The sequence below is a fragment of the Rheinheimera mangrovi genome (genome assembly GCF_003990335.1).
In the GTDB taxonomy this organism is placed as follows: Bacteria; Pseudomonadota; Gammaproteobacteria; order Enterobacterales; family Alteromonadaceae; genus Pararheinheimera; species Pararheinheimera mangrovi.
The window spans coordinates 4469611-4484795 of the sequence record NZ_CP034683.1 but is presented as its reverse complement, the minus strand read 5'-3'; the positions used below and the strand labels follow the sequence as shown (position 1 = coordinate 4484795).

Annotated in this window: 12 protein-coding genes; 5 read left to right on the top strand and 7 right to left on the bottom strand. The window is 48.0% G+C overall.

What is annotated here, in order from left to right:
• Nucleotides 1-11 precede the first annotated feature (11 nt).
• From EK374_RS19985 to EK374_RS19970, 4 genes are read right to left on the bottom strand one after another with little or no spacing between them, the layout of a single operon-like run.
• On the bottom strand, nucleotides 12-1550 hold the full coding sequence (locus EK374_RS19985; protein ID WP_127026275.1) for a PepSY-associated TM helix domain-containing protein: 1539 nt from the start codon (nucleotides 1548-1550) through the stop codon (nucleotides 12-14).
• Nucleotides 1547-1813: a hypothetical protein gene (locus tag EK374_RS19980; protein ID WP_127026274.1), complete on the bottom strand. Its 267-nt coding sequence runs from the start codon at nucleotides 1811-1813 to the stop codon at nucleotides 1547-1549. The genes EK374_RS19985 and EK374_RS19980 overlap by 4 nt, the downstream gene beginning before the upstream one ends.
• Nucleotides 1803-2075 (bottom strand): hypothetical protein, encoded by a 273-nt coding sequence (locus EK374_RS19975; RefSeq protein WP_127026273.1) that lies wholly within the window; start codon nucleotides 2073-2075, stop codon nucleotides 1803-1805. The genes EK374_RS19980 and EK374_RS19975 overlap by 11 nt, the downstream gene beginning before the upstream one ends.
• 21 nt (nucleotides 2076-2096) lie before the next feature.
• A complete protein-coding gene (locus EK374_RS19970) occupies nucleotides 2097-4382 on the bottom strand; it encodes a TonB-dependent receptor (protein ID WP_206099252.1) in 2286 nt (761 codons plus the stop codon).
• Between the two features lie 185 nt (nucleotides 4383-4567).
• Here EK374_RS19970 and EK374_RS19965 point away from each other — a divergent pair, with 185 nt between their 5' ends.
• Nucleotides 4568-5425, top strand: coding sequence for an HNH endonuclease (locus tag EK374_RS19965; RefSeq protein WP_233280292.1), 858 nt, complete (start codon nucleotides 4568-4570; stop codon nucleotides 5423-5425).
• A 355-nt stretch (nucleotides 5426-5780) separates the two neighbouring features.
• On the opposite strand, the gene uvrA is transcribed toward EK374_RS19965, so the two are convergent.
• A complete protein-coding gene (uvrA, locus tag EK374_RS19960) occupies nucleotides 5781-8609 on the bottom strand; it encodes an excinuclease ABC subunit UvrA (RefSeq protein WP_127026272.1) in 2829 nt (942 codons plus the stop codon).
• A gap of 477 nt (nucleotides 8610-9086) precedes the next feature.
• Here uvrA and EK374_RS19955 point away from each other — a divergent pair, with 477 nt between their 5' ends.
• Together EK374_RS19955 and ssb are read left to right on the top strand one after the other, a co-directional pair.
• Nucleotides 9087-10454, top strand: a complete 1368-nt coding sequence (locus EK374_RS19955) for an MFS transporter (protein WP_127026271.1) — start codon at nucleotides 9087-9089, stop codon at nucleotides 10452-10454.
• Between the two features lie 11 nt (nucleotides 10455-10465).
• Entirely contained in the window at nucleotides 10466-11122 is a 657-nt protein-coding gene (gene ssb / locus EK374_RS19950; protein ID WP_127026270.1) for a single-stranded DNA-binding protein, read from the top strand.
• Between the two features lie 123 nt (nucleotides 11123-11245).
• On the opposite strand, the gene EK374_RS19945 is transcribed toward ssb, so the two are convergent.
• Entirely contained in the window at nucleotides 11246-11839 is a 594-nt protein-coding gene (locus EK374_RS19945) for a CGNR zinc finger domain-containing protein (RefSeq protein WP_127026269.1), read from the bottom strand.
• Nucleotides 11840-11965: 126 nt separating this feature from the next.
• On the opposite strand from EK374_RS19945, the gene EK374_RS19940 reads away from it, so the two are divergent.
• Complete coding sequence (locus EK374_RS19940) at nucleotides 11966-12901, top strand: alpha/beta fold hydrolase (RefSeq protein WP_127026268.1); 936 nt, start codon at nucleotides 11966-11968, stop codon at nucleotides 12899-12901.
• A gap of 47 nt (nucleotides 12902-12948) precedes the next feature.
• Here EK374_RS19940 and EK374_RS19935 read toward each other — a convergent pair whose 3' ends face one another.
• Nucleotides 12949-13833 carry a LysR family transcriptional regulator gene (locus EK374_RS19935; RefSeq protein ID WP_127026606.1) on the bottom strand — a complete coding sequence of 295 codons (885 nt, stop codon included), beginning with the start codon at nucleotides 13831-13833 and terminating at the stop codon, nucleotides 12949-12951.
• Nucleotides 13834-13973: 140 nt separating this feature from the next.
• Between EK374_RS19935 and EK374_RS19930 the strand changes: the two genes are divergently transcribed.
• Entirely contained in the window at nucleotides 13974-15152 is a 1179-nt protein-coding gene (locus EK374_RS19930; protein ID WP_127026267.1) for an MFS transporter, read from the top strand.
• Nucleotides 15153-15185: the final 33 nt, after the last annotated feature.

The window sequence follows — 15185 nt, the reverse complement described above, 5'->3', positions numbered from 1 at the left end:
CTGACGTCAAATTAGCCTTTTGCAGGCAAAGCCCATAAGCTATTTGCAGGCCCTGTTCTGGCGCGTTTTTTGGCTGCCAATGCCATACGCCAAAAACACCAGGCCATTACCAAGGCTGTGACATCCACACTAAAGCGTATCCAATGGCCATGCCAAAAAGAGTGAAAAAGGTGCTGACCACTTTGTATAAAACTGGCGACAGGAATAAATGCGCTCAACAGGGCGGTAAGCATTAACATTTCCACTGCAGCTTTAGACGGATGACGCACTAAACACCACAGCAGCACCAGAAAAAACACCAGATAGTAGCAGCGGATATGCAAAGCTTCGGGCAATAAAGCGCCAGCTAAAAACAAGGCCGACACGCCCGCCATACAGCCCAGCGCTATACCCAGGGTTAATCCGGCCATAATGCGGGTGTTGCGTGGTTGTAGGGCTGTGTTGGCATTGCGTCTGGATTCAATCCATAACAAATTACCGCTGTAGAATAAAAAAGCTCCCGCCATGCCCAGTACAAAATACAGCCATTTCACCGGGTAATTGCCAAAGTCGCCATAATGCAGGCTTTGAATACCCCGCAGAAATGCTGTGCCCGGTGTAAATTCTTCCGGGGTCAGGGTTTTGATCAGTTCGCCGCTGGCTGTGTTGATCACTGCAGCAGCGGAATGTGTCACAGTGGGGCTGTCGATAGCGCCGTATAAAGTAACAGTGCCATTTAGATCGCCGGCGTCATGATAAAACATGCTTTCAACTTCTAACTGCGGCATGGCTGTTTTGGCTGTCGCTAATAATTCATGCACGCTGACCAAAGGTTTTTGTACTGCGGCAGGTTCGACATGAGGCACTACTTCAAAATCTGGCTCAAGTATGTCGAGTAACTTACCGTCAAAAACAGCAAGCTGAAATGGCGCCAGCATCAGAAAACCTGTAGTCAAAACCGCGCCGCTCCAGGCGAATAAAATATGGAAAGGCAAAGATAGAATCCCCACCGCATTATGAGCATCCTGCCACATGCGTTTGACGCTGGGGCCAAGGCGCAAGGCAAATAAGTCTTTTAAAAACACCGGTGCATAAATCACCACACCACTGACCAGAGCCAAACCATAAAGCAAACAAAATAGACCAAAGAGATACATTCCTGTGGTACGAGGTAAACCCGCAGTGAAATGCAAATCGTAAATAAAACTGACAAAGTCAGCTCTGGCTGGGTTTTGGCTAAGTTGATTGTCTGCACTGAGTTTAAATTTATGCTGAGTACCGCTGGAGTTGTCGTACCAATAGGCACTGAGTTCTGGCCCGTGATGGCCTGGCAGCAACAAAGTAAAACCATGGCTAGCTTCTGGTTGCTGTTGCAGCAGTGCGTCAACTAAAGGCTGAGCCTGCTGCAGTGAGTCGGCTTGCACCAGTTCACCTTGTTGTTGCCAGTCATACAACTCGTGCACAAACACGGAAATAGCGCCAGCGTAAAAGGCAATAAAAAGCGCCATACCAGCAATCAGACCAGTCCAGGTATGCACAGCACGAAAGGTGCGTTGGGTTGCTACTTTCATAAAGATGCGCTCACGAATTGTTTGACTAAGGACATCAACGCAAAACAGCTCAAGGTTGCGATACTCAGTACCAACCAGGCTTGTTTGCCGCTACGAAACAAAAAAGTACCAGCCATAATGCCAATCCAGATCGGGAACACTATCAGTAACCAGGGCAAAACCAACTGGTTATTTTGCCCCGGCCATAACAAAGCTAACAAACCGATCAGGCCCACACTCAAAGGCAAGCCAAGCAAAGCTGCGGCTGTTGATTTACCCCACATGCTGTTTTCTCCGGTAAGCGTCGATAAAAGGCAAAGCCACGAATACCAGCATCAAAACAGCTAAAGTGGCAAAAAATCCAGCCCATACCCCAAGCGCTGAACCTGCAAAAAACCAGGCCAGTATAGATAACAACAAAGCCAGAACCCGCAATGGCTTCACATTACTGGTTGCGGCTGGCCAGAGTTGTTGCCGTGCTGAGGCCAGATACAACAGCAGCGCAGCCAAAGTCGCGGTGAGCAGATAAAGTAATGTCGAAGTCATTGCTTGTGTTCCTGAGAATGATTACCAGCGACCTTCAAATCCAACGCCAACAACCCTAGGGTCACCAAAAATGGCGTTAGGCTCAGCAGGCCAGCGATACTGCACATAACCTTTGTCCAGCAGGTTATTGGCAAACAGATACACAGACCAGGCATCGGCCTCGTAACTCAGTTTGGCGTTGACTACAGTACGCGATGACAGCTCCTGATCACTGACGCCTACATTCATAAATACAGAGCTTCGGTAATTCGCATTCAGATTGGCTGTCCAGTTGTCGGCAAAGTAGTAATTTGAACCTATAGCGAAGGTATGGCGTGGTGCGTAGGCAAATTCCTGACCGGCATAATCGGTAATACTGGCACCCAGAATTGCGTCAAATTGATCATACTGAGTGCGTGAAAAGCCGTAAGAGCTATACCAGTCCACACTCTCATTCAGGCGTTGTCTGGCTTCCAGTTCAAGGCCATACAAGTGTGCTTTACCTGCATTGACTGTATGAGTGTCGAAGTTGTTTAAACCAAAAGAGGCTGTAACCTGTTTGTCTTTCCAGTCGATGTAATACAGGTTGCTATTGAGTGTGACGCTGTTGTCCAGCCAACTGCTGCGCCAGGCCAGTTCATAGTTAGTGGTAAATTCAGGCTCGTAAGCAAAGATCTCGCTGCGAGCAATATTGTAAGAGCTCCCTCCTGAACGATAACCACGCTGAGCAGTAAAAGCTAAAGACTGTTCAGTACTATAGTCCCAACGCAGGCCTAGTTTTGGTAAGAAAGCAGTAAAGTCGCGGGTACTGGATGGGGTGATGCCATTCGCGTCAGCCACTAAACCCAATACCGCGTAGTTAATGCCTGTCACTGCGGTATTCAAAGCTGTGCCCGCAGCGCCAAAAGCTAATGGGTCCGGCAGAATGCCGACAAAGTTGGCCGTTGTTTCTGAGGCATAAGTGTATTTTTCGTTGTCGTATCGAAAGCCAGCTAACAGTGCTATCTCAGGTGTAAATTGATATTCCAGATCTGTAAAAATAGCCTTGTTTTCCGACTTGCTTGGCGCTTCATTATGATAGTCCACAGGGATCAATGGCAAAGCCTGACCATACAGGTTTGCAAGGTAGTTGGCTGTTGTTGTATCTAAACCGTTTGCCTGTAACACGGCAGCTATAGTGCCTAGCGGAGTCACGACATTGCTTAAGGTTGTGATCTTATAATCAGCCTCACGTTTCGAGCCGTAGAGACCTACTAAACCTCTGAACTTATCATGAGTAAAATGCAGGCGTAATTCCTGCGACAGGCTATCGTAGTTTTCGTCTGTATTGCCAAAGGCTCTCTCTGCCTCTGTTAGATCATTATCATAAGATCGGATGGCATCTGAACTGGTGCTTGAAGTCACAGCGGATAAAGACCAGGCATCGCTGAACTCATAACTTAACTCCAGCGTACTGACATCGCTGACGATATCCGTGGTGTTTGGTCTGTTCGACGTGTTGACTCTGTTGTTGAAGTAATCGTTCTCGTCCAGCCGCGAGTAGCTATACATATAAGGGCCTTCGTGATCGTCACGCATAAAGCTAAGACGAGCGGTAAATCCCGGTAATGTTGAGGGGGTCCAGAGTAATTTGGCCCGGGCCACTAATGCGTCTACAGTATCTTCTTCCGTGTTGCGGGTTGGGTTATAGACAAAACCATCAAAATCACGCTGTTCTACTGCTAGCCGGAAAGCCAGCTCGTCTTCAATTAAAGGGCCGCCACCAGCAAAAGCGATACGACGGTCCGATGGATCAGACCAGAGCAGGCGAGCTTTCGCATTCCAATCCATGGTTGGATCTTCAGTGCGTAAAATGATGGCACCAGCCAACGCATTTTCACCCTGAATAGTAGACTGAGGGCCACGTAACACTTCAACCTGAGCTATATCCCATAAGTCGGTCGGGCCTGAATCGCCGATCTGGCTGGGTAAAGCCGCACCGTCCAAATACACTGTAGCTAAGGGGTTAGGTGCGCCAGCCTCATCTGCTATACCGCGAATAGTAAAACCTCTGTTGCCATACATTTGCGACACGTTAGCTGTGCGGTTCAGCACATCAAACAAGCTCTGCAGGTTTTCCTGCTCGATGCGTAAAGCGGTAGTAACCGCCACACTACTGGTGGTTTCCTGTAGCGATCGAGCTGTCTTTTCACCACGCACTGTAATTTTTTCAATGGCTGCTTCGTCTGCTGCGCCATCCGGGCTTTGTTGTGCCATCAATGGCAGGGTTGCACTCAGGCATAAAGCCAAAGCAGATAATTGAAAATGCTTCGCAGCAGTGCGTGTCATGAGGTTTCTCCGGCTGGTTTTAGTTGGCAGATCAAGGGGTTGTTTAGTTCGTTATTATATTAACCAAGATGCAAATAGATCTCAATTACAAATAGTAATAATTCGCAATTGTTTTTTTTCGCGTGGCAGCTGCCTTGGCCGGAGTGATGGATTTCGCTATCTAAAACAATGATTTGCTTTGAGAAATGGATTTAACCTGGCAAAGTTACTTTCAGTGGGTATCAAAACAAAAGATGTTTAGGTTGGCAGAGTCAAAACCTTGGATTAGGCAGCAGCTGTTGGTCGCATTTAGCCTTTATGTTCGTTTACCTTTTGGTCGGCTGCATGCGCGCAGCCCTGACATCATTCAATACGCCATGCTTATGGGTCGAACACCCTCTTCGTTGGCGATGAAGTTAACCAATATTGCGAGTTTAGATCCTGCTATCACTTCCACAGGCCGTGTTGGCTTAAAAAAAGCTTCTAACGCTGACCGTGCTATGTGGTTGGAAATGAAGGCGGATTGGTTGGCTTTTTCTGCACAGATGGACGCTGCCGTTTCTCTATTAGCTACTCCATTGCAACAAGTTTGGCCTGATGTTCGAGAAGAGTCGCCTATTAACTATCAAGGAATGAGTAAAGAAGCTATTACTCAGGTTCGTATAGGGCAATCATATTTTAGAGCCGCGGTATTAAGCGCCTATAACAACCGTTGTTGTATCAGCGGTTTATCTGTCCCTAAGTTACTGATAGCTAGCCATATTGTGCCTTGGAGTCAGGATGTTCATAACCGTTTAAATCCAGGCAATGGCCTAGCTATGTCGGCTTTGCATGATAAAGCTTTTGATTTGGGGCTACTGACTATTGATGAAAACTATCGTGTTGTGGTGTCGAATCAAATTAATCATAAAAATGACCAATTCTTTGACTCTTCTATAAAAAGCTTTCATGGTAAAAGTATCTTTTTACCAGATAAGTTCAGCCCTCAGGCCGATTTTTTGGCGATACATAGAGAGACAATTTTTGAGAAGAAGTTTCAGGTTGATGTATTAACTGGTTTATGACTTCATATGTAAAGCGCTTGAATTTTAGCTCATCATTCGTTTGTCTCTATGTTGCCCAACCCAAATGCAGCCCTTCGCAAGATCTGTAAGTTTTATTCCATTCAACATGTTCTCTCTATGGTTACTTCTTCAGCGCTACATTAGTATTCATGCTCTTTGCTGTAAAAAAATAAGTTTGGCAAATTTCTCCATATTCAGCCTTAGATGACTGTAATACATAGATTATTTCGTTACTCGTCCAGAGGTTATTACATTTTTATGCGCATAAAAGTGTGGTGACGACTATTAAGGTGGAGTTATGGAACGCGGTTTATCAACAGGTGCGGCGCTGCTTGTAGAGCGCCGCATCTGAATACTACATCCCCAACAACGGCTTCAGATAATGCCCTGTGTAGGATTTTTCATAAGCAGCCACTTGTTCTGGTGTGCCTGCGATCAGGATTTCACCGCCGCCGCTGCCGCCTTCAGGGCCTAAGTCGACCACCCAGTCTGCGGTTTTGATCACGTCGAGGTTGTGTTCAATCACCACTATGGTATTGCCGTGGTCGCGCAGTTTATGCAGTACGTTCAGCAACTGCTGGATATCAAAGAAGTGCAGGCCTGTGGTTGGCTCGTCGAGGATATACAGGGTTTTGCCTGTGTCGCGTTTACTGAGTTCACGCGCCAGTTTTACCCGCTGAGCTTCACCGCCCGACAAGGTAGTCGCTGACTGGCCGAGGCGGATATAGGTTAAACCTACGTCCATCAGGGTTTTCAGTTTGCGGGCTATAGCCGGAATGCTTTCGAAAAACTCGTGCGCGTCTTCTACTGTCATTTCCAGCACTTCGTGAATGTTCTTGCCTTTGTATTTTACTTCCAGGGTTTCGCGATTGTAACGTTTGCCTTTACAGACGTCGCACGGCACATACACATCTGGCAGGAAGTGCATTTCAACCTTGATCATGCCGTCGCCCTGACAGGCTTCACAGCGGCCGCCTTTAACGTTAAAGCTAAAACGGCCGACCTGATAACCACGAGAACGGGATTCCTGAGTACCGGCGAATAAATCCCGTACTGCAGTGAAAATACCTGTGTAAGTGGCCGGGTTAGAACGTGGCGTGCGGCCTATTGGGCTTTGGTCTATGTCGACACATTTATCAAAATGTTCCATGCCCTGAATAGCTTTGTGCGCCGCAGGTTCGTCGCCTTCGCCTTTGTTCAGTACACGGTGGGCGACACGGAATAAAGTGTCGTTTATTAAGGTGGATTTACCAGAACCAGACACCCCTGTGATACAGGTCATCACGCCAAATGGAATTTCTAAATCGACGTTTTTCAGGTTGTTGCCTGTTGCGCCTAACACCCTTAATTCTTTGCCTTTTTTGCCAACATGACGTTTGTCTGGCACCGCAATTTTACGCACGCCTGATAAATACTGGCCTGTTAACGACTCTGGGGTGTTCTTGATATCTTCCAGGCTGCCTTGCGCCACAATAGAGCCACCATGCACACCGGCACCAGGGCCAATGTCGATAATATGGTCGGCAGCGCGCACTGCATCTTCGTCGTGTTCAACTACTATGACGGTGTTACCTAAGTCGCGTAAATGCGTCAGGGTGCCTAATAATCTGTCGTTATCGCGTTGGTGCAAACCTATCGAAGGTTCGTCCAACACATACATAACCCCAACTAAACCTGCGCCAATCTGGCTGGCCAAACGAATACGCTGGGCTTCGCCACCTGATAAGGTTTCGGCGCTGCGGGACAGGTTCAGGTAATTCAGGCCGACGTTGACTAAAAACATCAGACGGTCCTGAATTTCCTTCAGAATTTTTTCGGCGATCTGAGCTTTCTGGCCCATTAAGGTAAGTTGGCGGAAAAACTCTAAACAGTCACCAATCGACAGCTCTACTACTTCTGGCAAAGTGGTTTTGCCAATAAAGACATGGCGGGCTTCTTCACGTAAACGTGAGCCGTTACAAGTTGGGCAAGACTGCGACGCTAAATACTTGGCCAGTTCTTCACGTACCGCATTGGATTCGGTTTCGTGATAACGTCGCTCCATATTCGGCAAAATGCCTTCAAACGGATGTTTACGTTTGATGATATCACCACGGTCGTTCAGGTATTTAAACTCGATATCGGTTTTGCCTGTGCCGTTTAAAATCACTTGTTGATGCTGTTTGGTCAGGCTGGCAAAAGGCGCTTCCAGCTCAAAACCATAATGGTCGGCTAAGGATTTCAGCATCTGGAAATAATAGAAGTTACGTTTATCCCAGCCACGAATAGCGCCGCCGGATAAACTCAGCTCGTCACTGACAATGACCTTATTTGCATCAAAATACTGTTTTACACCTAAACCATCACAGCTTTGGCAAGCACCGGCCGGGTTGTTAAAGGAAAACAACCGCGGTTCCAGCTCGGCCATAGAATAACCACAAGTCGGGCAGGCAAAGTTGGCAGAAAAAATCAGCTCCGGCGCTTTTTCATCGTCCATAGACGCTACTTTGGCTATACCACCAGACAGCTCAAGCGCGGTTTCAAAACTTTCGGCTAAACGTTGTTTAATATCGTCGCGCACTTTGATCCGGTCGATCACCACTTCAATGGTGTGTTTTTTGTGTAAGTCCAACTTTGGTGGATCAGACAAATCACAAATTTCGCCATTAATACGGGCGCGGATATAACCCTGAGCCGCCAGGGTTTCCAGCGTTTTGACGTGTTCACCTTTACGTTCCTGCACCACAGGCGCTAATACCATCAGCTTGGTGCCTTCAGGAAAGGCCACCACTTTGTCCACCATTTCACTGACCGTTTGTGCAGTTAACGGCAAATCGTGAGTAGGGCAACGCGGTTCGCCAACACGGGCAAACAACAAACGCAGGTAGTCGTAAATTTCAGTGATAGTGCCCACAGTAGAACGTGGGTTATGCGAAGTCGATTTTTGTTCAATAGAAATAGCCGGCGATAAACCTTCGATATGATCGACGTCGGGTTTTTCCATCAGGCTTAAAAACTGTCGGGCGTAGGCCGACAACGACTCAACATAACGGCGCTGACCTTCAGCGTACAGCGTATCAAAGGCCAAAGAGGATTTACCTGAACCGGATAAACCAGTGATCACTACCAGTTTGTCACGTGGGATCTCTAACGAAATGTTTTTCAGGTTGTGGGTGCGGGCACCCCGAATATCTATTTTATCCATACGGCTGGGTCTCTTGCCTGTTGAGGTCGGCTTGGGAAAAATGAATTATACCCTTCTTCATTAAAACCGCAGCTGTGTTGACTGCACGCTTTCGCTCCAATCACTTGTCGCCTTGCTGCAATTCCACTGACTTTGGCTATTCGATAAAAGATGCGGCTGGGCAACCACTTTGTCTTAGTCACAAGCTTTATGTGAAAAAGTAAAAACTGGATCAGCCGGGCGATAATTCAATTGGAGATACTGTATATAAATACATGCCTTATAGCAAGTAAGCAGCTTAGAAAAACAGCACTGATAAAGGCTGCAAGAAATGGATGCTGCTTGTGTTTTCAGGCAAAACTATAGTCTGCCTCAGGCAATACCTGTTGCAGCGGCGTTGTGCGACAGAACCGTTATAAAAGTGGCCGCAAGCATGCTGTCAGGCCTTGCCAGCTGTGCTACAATCGCCGCCCGCTTTAACCCGGAGAAGAGTCGCGGATGTCCCATCTGAATCCACTGGAAAAACGTGCCGCCTGGTCTTTGGCACTGGTATTTGCTTTCCGGATGCTTGGTTTATTTATGCTGATCCCCGTCTTTGCCATTTTTGGTAAAGACCTGATCGGCTTTTCGCCTATGTGGATAGGCTTAGCTATAGGTGCTTATGGTTTAACACAGGCATTGTTACAAATTCCTATGGGTTGGCTGTCCGATAAATGGGGTAGAAAACCGGTGATGTTGCTGGGCCTTGGCTTTTTTGTGCTGGGTTCTGTAGTGGCAGCCTTAGCCGATTCGGTTTATATGGTGACTTTTGGCCGGGTGCTGCAAGGCATGGGTGCTATTTCAGGTGCTGTAATGGCGTTGGCATCCGACCTGACTCGCGAAGAACAAAGACCCAAAGTGATGGCTGTGATCGGCATGACCATAGGTTTGTCCTTTACCATAGCTATGGTGGCTGGGCCTGCTATAGCAGCGGCCAGCGGTTTAAGTGGTATTTTCTGGTGCACTGCTTTAATGGCTATTACCGGTTTGCTATTGGTATGGAAAGTGGTTCCGGTGGCCGTCAGTAAAGCGCCAACTTCTGAAACGCTGGCGACCAAAGGCCAAATCAGTGCTTTATTCCGTCATCCTGAATTATTACGGCTGAACTTCGGTGTACTGGTACTGCATCTGTTGTTAACTGCTATTTTTGTGGTGTTGCCTACTTTGTTGTTACAGCTGAATTTTGTATCAGAGCAGCACTGGCAACTGTATCTACCTGTTTTAATTGCGGCTTTTATTTTGATGGTGCCATTGATGATCCTCGCCAGCCGTAAACAACAAGAAAAAGGTTATTTATTACTGGCAATTAGCCTGCTTATTGTTAGTTTTGTGTTAATTTTAATCAATCAGCAGTTGTGGTCGATCGCCCTGGCGCTGTTGCTATTTTTTGTTGGTTTTAACTACTTGGAAGCCAGCATGCCTGCTTTGTTGTCGCGTATTGCCCCTGCTGGATTAAAAGGTACTGCTATGGGTACTTATGCCAGTGCGCAGTTTTTTGGCGCCTTCGCTGGCGGTATTTTAGGCGGTGCTGTGGCTAGTTTCAGCAGCGGTGAATCCTTGTTTGCCGTGGCTGCCCTGATTGGTTTACTATGGTTGGCTTATGCCAGCAGCATGACAGTGCCAGCGCGATCGCAACGGCTGTCATTGCCTGTCAAAGTGGCCGATGAAGCCGCCGCAGCCCAATTGGCAGAGCGCCTGACCCAACTCAAAGGTGTGTTGGAAGTCACAGTGGTGGTTGCGGAACAACGTTTGTATTTAAAAGTCGGCCAGCAACATTTTGATTTGGCAGAGGCACAGTCTTTGGTTGAGAGCAGCCAAAAAAGTTAAGGAGAAGTCGCATGGCTCGTGGAATTAATAAAGTAATACTCATTGGTAACCTTGGCACTGATCCGGAAGTCCGTTATATGCCTACAGGTGGCGCAGTCGCTAACCTGACTATTGCGACCAGCGAGAGCTGGACGGACAAAACCACCAATGAAAAGAAAGAAAATACCGAATGGCACCGTGTGGTGATTTACCAGCGTTTAGCTGAAATCGCCGGTGAATACCTGCGTAAAGGCAGCAAGGTGTATATCGAAGGTCGTTTACGCACCCGTAAGTGGCAGGATCAGCAAGGTGTTGAGCGTTACACCACAGAAATCATTGCGAACGAGCTGCAAATGTTAGACGGCCGTGGTGAAGGCCAGAGCGCTGGCATGGGTCAGGCTCCTGCTATGGGTGGCGGCGCGCCAATTGGTCAGCAAGGTGGCTATCAACAACCTGCAGCAGCACCACAACAACGTATGCCACAAGCAGCTCCGGCTCAGGGCGGTTACGCTCCGCAAGCTCCTGCTGCAGCACCGGCACAAGGTGGTTACCAGCAACGTCCAACTCATGGTGGCTTCCAGCCTCAGGGCAATTTTAACCAGCCACAAGGCGGTTTTAATCAAGCGGCCCCACAACAACGTGGCCCAATGGAACCACCAATCGACTTCGACGACGATATTCCGTTCTAGGATTCGGTTTATTCGTTGTAAAACTAAGCCTCTGCAGTCAGAGGCTTTTTTATGTCCATGGATGGACGGTATGTCGAAAATGCAGGAGCATATTTTCGACTATGAAAAAACCAGGTAAGTTAACTACTGCTTCTTTTTTCTAAACTGTGCCGCTTTATACCTGTTGCCACATAAAGCCATGCTGCACCAACGGCGTTTGTGGGCTTTGGTTCTATCGTAAAACCACAAAATGCAGTCGGGGTGTTCGCATTGTTTGATCAGTGCAACATGGCCTTCCACCAATAATTGCGCCACAGCTTCTGCCACTGGCCCCAGCAGAGCGCCACTGCTGTCACTGCGTGAGATTCGGCTTAACATCAGTTGGCCATTAGGATCCCTTTCCAGAGTCGGCGCTGTCAGAAAAGCCTGTAAATACTGATTAAGTTCACCGATCTCCGGCGATTTTCCGTCTTTAAATTCAGTGATTAAACGCCGCGCCAGCGCACGTAAAGCCTTCGCCTGAGTGAGCAGTTCACCTGAAGGCATAGTCTTGCCTTCTGATGCAGGAGTGATGTCATAACGTGCCAGCCAGCGCAATACTTGTGCATCACTGTTCCAGAATTCAATAGCCTGACCATTGTCGCGTGCTTCTGTATTGAGTAAGTCCATCGCTAAATGATCGCCCAGCATCGGAGCACCACTCTCAGTCTCGTTGTGCAGAATTTCTGAAATTAGCATAGGCAACCTCTAAAAATAAATTTGACAGGTTACTTTGCTTCAGCCAGACTTGCGTCAAGTAACCAGTTAATTGCAATTATATGGGTTACTAAGTGAGATTGTCAACTTTAACTTCACGGAGTAACTATGAATACCAAACACATACTGCTGGCCGCTGCAACCTTAGTTGCATCTCTTTCTGCCTTTGCTGCAGAAGATAAAACCCAGGTGCGTTATCAAAGCCTGGATGTGCAGGGGGTCAATCTGTTTTACCGCGAGGCGGGTTCGCCCAAAGCGCCCACTGTCCTGTTGTTGCATGGCTTTGGTGCTTCGTCCTATATGTTTCGGGATTTAATGCCAAAACTGGCGGAGAAGTACCATGTGGTTGCACCGGACTTACCTGGTTTTGGCCAATCCAGCATCAAAGCCGGTGTTAAATTTAACTACAACTTTGACAAGCTGGCCTCGGTGATTGATGAGTTTACCCTAGCCAAGAAGCTGGAACGTTATGCGATGTACGTGTTTGATTATGGCGCTCCTGTGGGCTGGCGTCTGGCGGTGAAAAACCCGGACAAGATCACCGCTATTGTGACTCAGAATGGCAATGGCTACGAAGAAGGTCTGAGTGCAGGTTGGGCAGATATGCGTAAAGCCTGGGCCAACCCAACAGCGGAAAACCGCGAAGCCCTGCGTAAGTTCAATACCGCAGAGATGCTGAAATGGCAATATACCGAAGGGGTAGAAGATACCTCTGTGATCGCGCCAGAGCCTTATCAGTTAGCTCATGCAGCGATAGAGCGCCATGGTGTGGATGCACAGATGGATTTGTTATTGGATTACGGCAGCAATCTAAACCAATACAAAGAGTTGCATCAGTTCTTTCGCAGTAAACAACCGCCTTTATTAGCGATTTGGGGTGAAAAGGATCCGTTCTTTTTGCCAGCTGGCGCTAAAGCATTCCAGCGTGACAACCCAAAAGCCCAAGTGCAGTTTGTCAACAGTGGTCACTTTGCTATTGAAACACACGGCAACCAAATAGCAGCAGCTATGCTGGAGTTTTTGGACCGTAGCATCAAACCTTAAAGCGGAACTGCAGAGCAAGAGCGGGCTACATGCCCGCTTTGATGATCTTAATCAGCAGTTTTAGTAGTGCCTGTCATCTTCTCTACCAGATAATCAACAAAGACCCGGATTCTGGCGGGCATAGTGTGACCCCCAATAAAAACCGCATGAATGGCTTCGCGGTCCTGCGGATTGTACTCTTCCAGTAAAGCCACCAGTTGGCCTGTGGCTAGTGCCTGCTGCACATGAAACCGGCCGACACGGGTAATGCCTATGCCCTGCAGGGCCAGCTCTACCAGCGTTTCACCATTGTTTGCCATCACATTGCCGCTGACGGCGAGCATATAATCCTGATTGTTTTCACGAAATGGCCAGCCCGGCTCGAGTCGTCTAAAACTGAAATCCAGACAATTGTGCTTTGTTAAATCCGCTGGTGTTTGGGGGACTCCGGTTTTTGCCAGGTATTCAGGGGATGCAAGCACAACCCGGCCTGTTTCTCCCAAACGGCGGGCATTCAGGCCGCTGTCCGGCAAGGGGCCAAAACGAATAGCTACATCAACCTGGCCTGCATGAACATCGCGGATTTGGTCTGATACATCGATCTCAATGCGGATATCCGGGTAGCGTTGTAAAAACTCTTTCAGTAACGGCACTATGGTCAGGCGGCTATGGGCCGTTGCAGTGGTGACTTTGATGGTGCCGCTTGGGCTGCCCCTGCTGGCAATGCTGCTTTCTGTCTCTTCTAAATCTTTTAAAATGCGTCGGGCTGCCAGGGCATAAGACTCGCCTTCACTGGTTAAGCGCAGTTTGCGTGTGCTGCGGACAATAAGCCTGACTCCCAGGCGTTTTTCCAGACGGGTCATAATACGGCTGACAGCGGAAGGCGTGAGATCTAATTCCCGGGCTGCAGCACTTAAACTTCCGGTGCAGGCAACGGACAAAAAGGTCTCCATTTCAGCTGTTCGATCTGTCTTTCCTGTCTTTTCAACGCTCATTTGTGACTCCGAAGCAAAACTGAATGTACCATGCGCTACTTTTTCTGGGTGTTGCGATTGTTTATATTCCTTCGCATCACAAATTAGCGAGACTTTGCATGAAAATCAATATTCCTTTACTGGCCCTTGCACTGGGGGCTTTTGGTATAGGTGTCACCGAGTTTTCCCCTATGGGGATGTTACCTGTGATTGCCAATGACTTAGCTGTTTCTATTCCAACAGCTGGTATGTTAATCAGTGCCTATGCCTTTGGTGTGCTAATTGGTGCACCTTTGATGACCTTAGTTTTTGCCAATATGAGCCGTCGTAACCTGCTGCTGTTGTCTATGGGGATTTTTACTCTGGGCAATCTGATCTCCGCTATGGCGGATAGCTACAACCTGTTGTTATTTGGCCGCATTGTCACGTCCTTTAATCATGGTGCTTTTTTTGGTGTTGGCTCTGTGGTGGCTATGAGTATTGTGCCGCCAGAAAAGCGCTCTGGTGCCGTAGCTGCAATGTTCTCTGGTTTAACCCTGGCCACTATAGGTGGGGTGCCTCTGGCTGCTTACATTGGTGAAGTCATTGGCTGGCGTCCTGCATTTTTTGCTATGGCCGTTATAGGGCTAGTAACTATGCTGGCGCTGCGCTTGTCATTACCGCCACTGGCAAATGAAGGCAAAGCCAATGTGCGTAATGAACTCAGAGTGTTGGCCAAAGGTTCGGTAGTAGCGGCCTTGTTGTTAACTGTGGTTAGTTCCAGTTCAATGTTCACTGTCTTTACCTACATAGTGCCTATTTTGCAGGATGAAACCCATGCCTCAACGGCTTTTGTTACCTCTATGCTGGTGTTGTACGGTGTAGGTTTAGCGGTAGGGAATTATTTAGGGGGCCGTTTTGCCGACCGTTCGCTGCACTTAACCCTGATCAGTTCTTTAGTGGCTGTGACTCTGTTGTTAGCGCTGTTCTCCATGGTGCTGTCATCACAGTTGCTGGTTGCGCCTCTGATTTTTTTATGGGGTATCGCCAGTTTTGCCTTGGTGCCGCCTTTGCAGTCGCTGGTGGTACAAGAAGCCAAAGAAGCGCCGAATTTAGCCGCAGCTATGAATATAGGGGCTTTTAATCTGGGGAATGCTTTGGGTGCAGTGTTGGGAGCCGCCATTATCAAAACAGGTTATGGTTTAGGTTATGTGCCTTTGGCTGGTGCTGGTACAGCTTTGCTTGGACTTATTATGGTGTTCTGGTTTATGCGTAGTCGTCAGCAACGTAGCCAGAACAACCCAGCTGCTGTTTGTTAGCCTGGAGACTTAAAAAGAGGCTACAGCCAATTA

What these genes read in the sequence shown, in the direction of transcription:
- EK374_RS19985 (WP_127026275.1), bottom strand. Translation starts at nt 1,550, where the DNA reads ATGAAAGTAGCAACCCAACGCACCTTTCGTGCTGTGCATACCTGGACT.
- EK374_RS19980 (WP_127026274.1), bottom strand. Translation starts at nt 1,813, where the DNA reads ATGTGGGGTAAATCAACAGCCGCAGCTTTGCTTGGCTTGCCTTTGAGT.
- EK374_RS19975 (WP_127026273.1), bottom strand. Translation starts at nt 2,075, where the DNA reads ATGACTTCGACATTACTTTATCTGCTCACCGCGACTTTGGCTGCGCTG.
- EK374_RS19970 (WP_206099252.1), bottom strand. Translation starts at nt 4,382, where the DNA reads ATGACACGCACTGCTGCGAAGCATTTTCAATTATCTGCTTTGGCTTTA.
- EK374_RS19965 (WP_233280292.1), top strand. Translation starts at nt 4,568, where the DNA reads ATGGATTTAACCTGGCAAAGTTACTTTCAGTGGGTATCAAAACAAAAG.
- uvrA (WP_127026272.1), bottom strand. Translation starts at nt 8,609, where the DNA reads ATGGATAAAATAGATATTCGGGGTGCCCGCACCCACAACCTGAAAAAC.
- EK374_RS19955 (WP_127026271.1), top strand. Translation starts at nt 9,087, where the DNA reads ATGTCCCATCTGAATCCACTGGAAAAACGTGCCGCCTGGTCTTTGGCA.
- ssb (WP_127026270.1), top strand. Translation starts at nt 10,466, where the DNA reads ATGGCTCGTGGAATTAATAAAGTAATACTCATTGGTAACCTTGGCACT.
- EK374_RS19945 (WP_127026269.1), bottom strand. Translation starts at nt 11,839, where the DNA reads ATGCTAATTTCAGAAATTCTGCACAACGAGACTGAGAGTGGTGCTCCG.
- EK374_RS19940 (WP_127026268.1), top strand. Translation starts at nt 11,966, where the DNA reads ATGAATACCAAACACATACTGCTGGCCGCTGCAACCTTAGTTGCATCT.
- EK374_RS19935 (WP_127026606.1), bottom strand. Translation starts at nt 13,833, where the DNA reads ATGGAGACCTTTTTGTCCGTTGCCTGCACCGGAAGTTTAAGTGCTGCA.
- EK374_RS19930 (WP_127026267.1), top strand. Translation starts at nt 13,974, where the DNA reads ATGAAAATCAATATTCCTTTACTGGCCCTTGCACTGGGGGCTTTTGGT.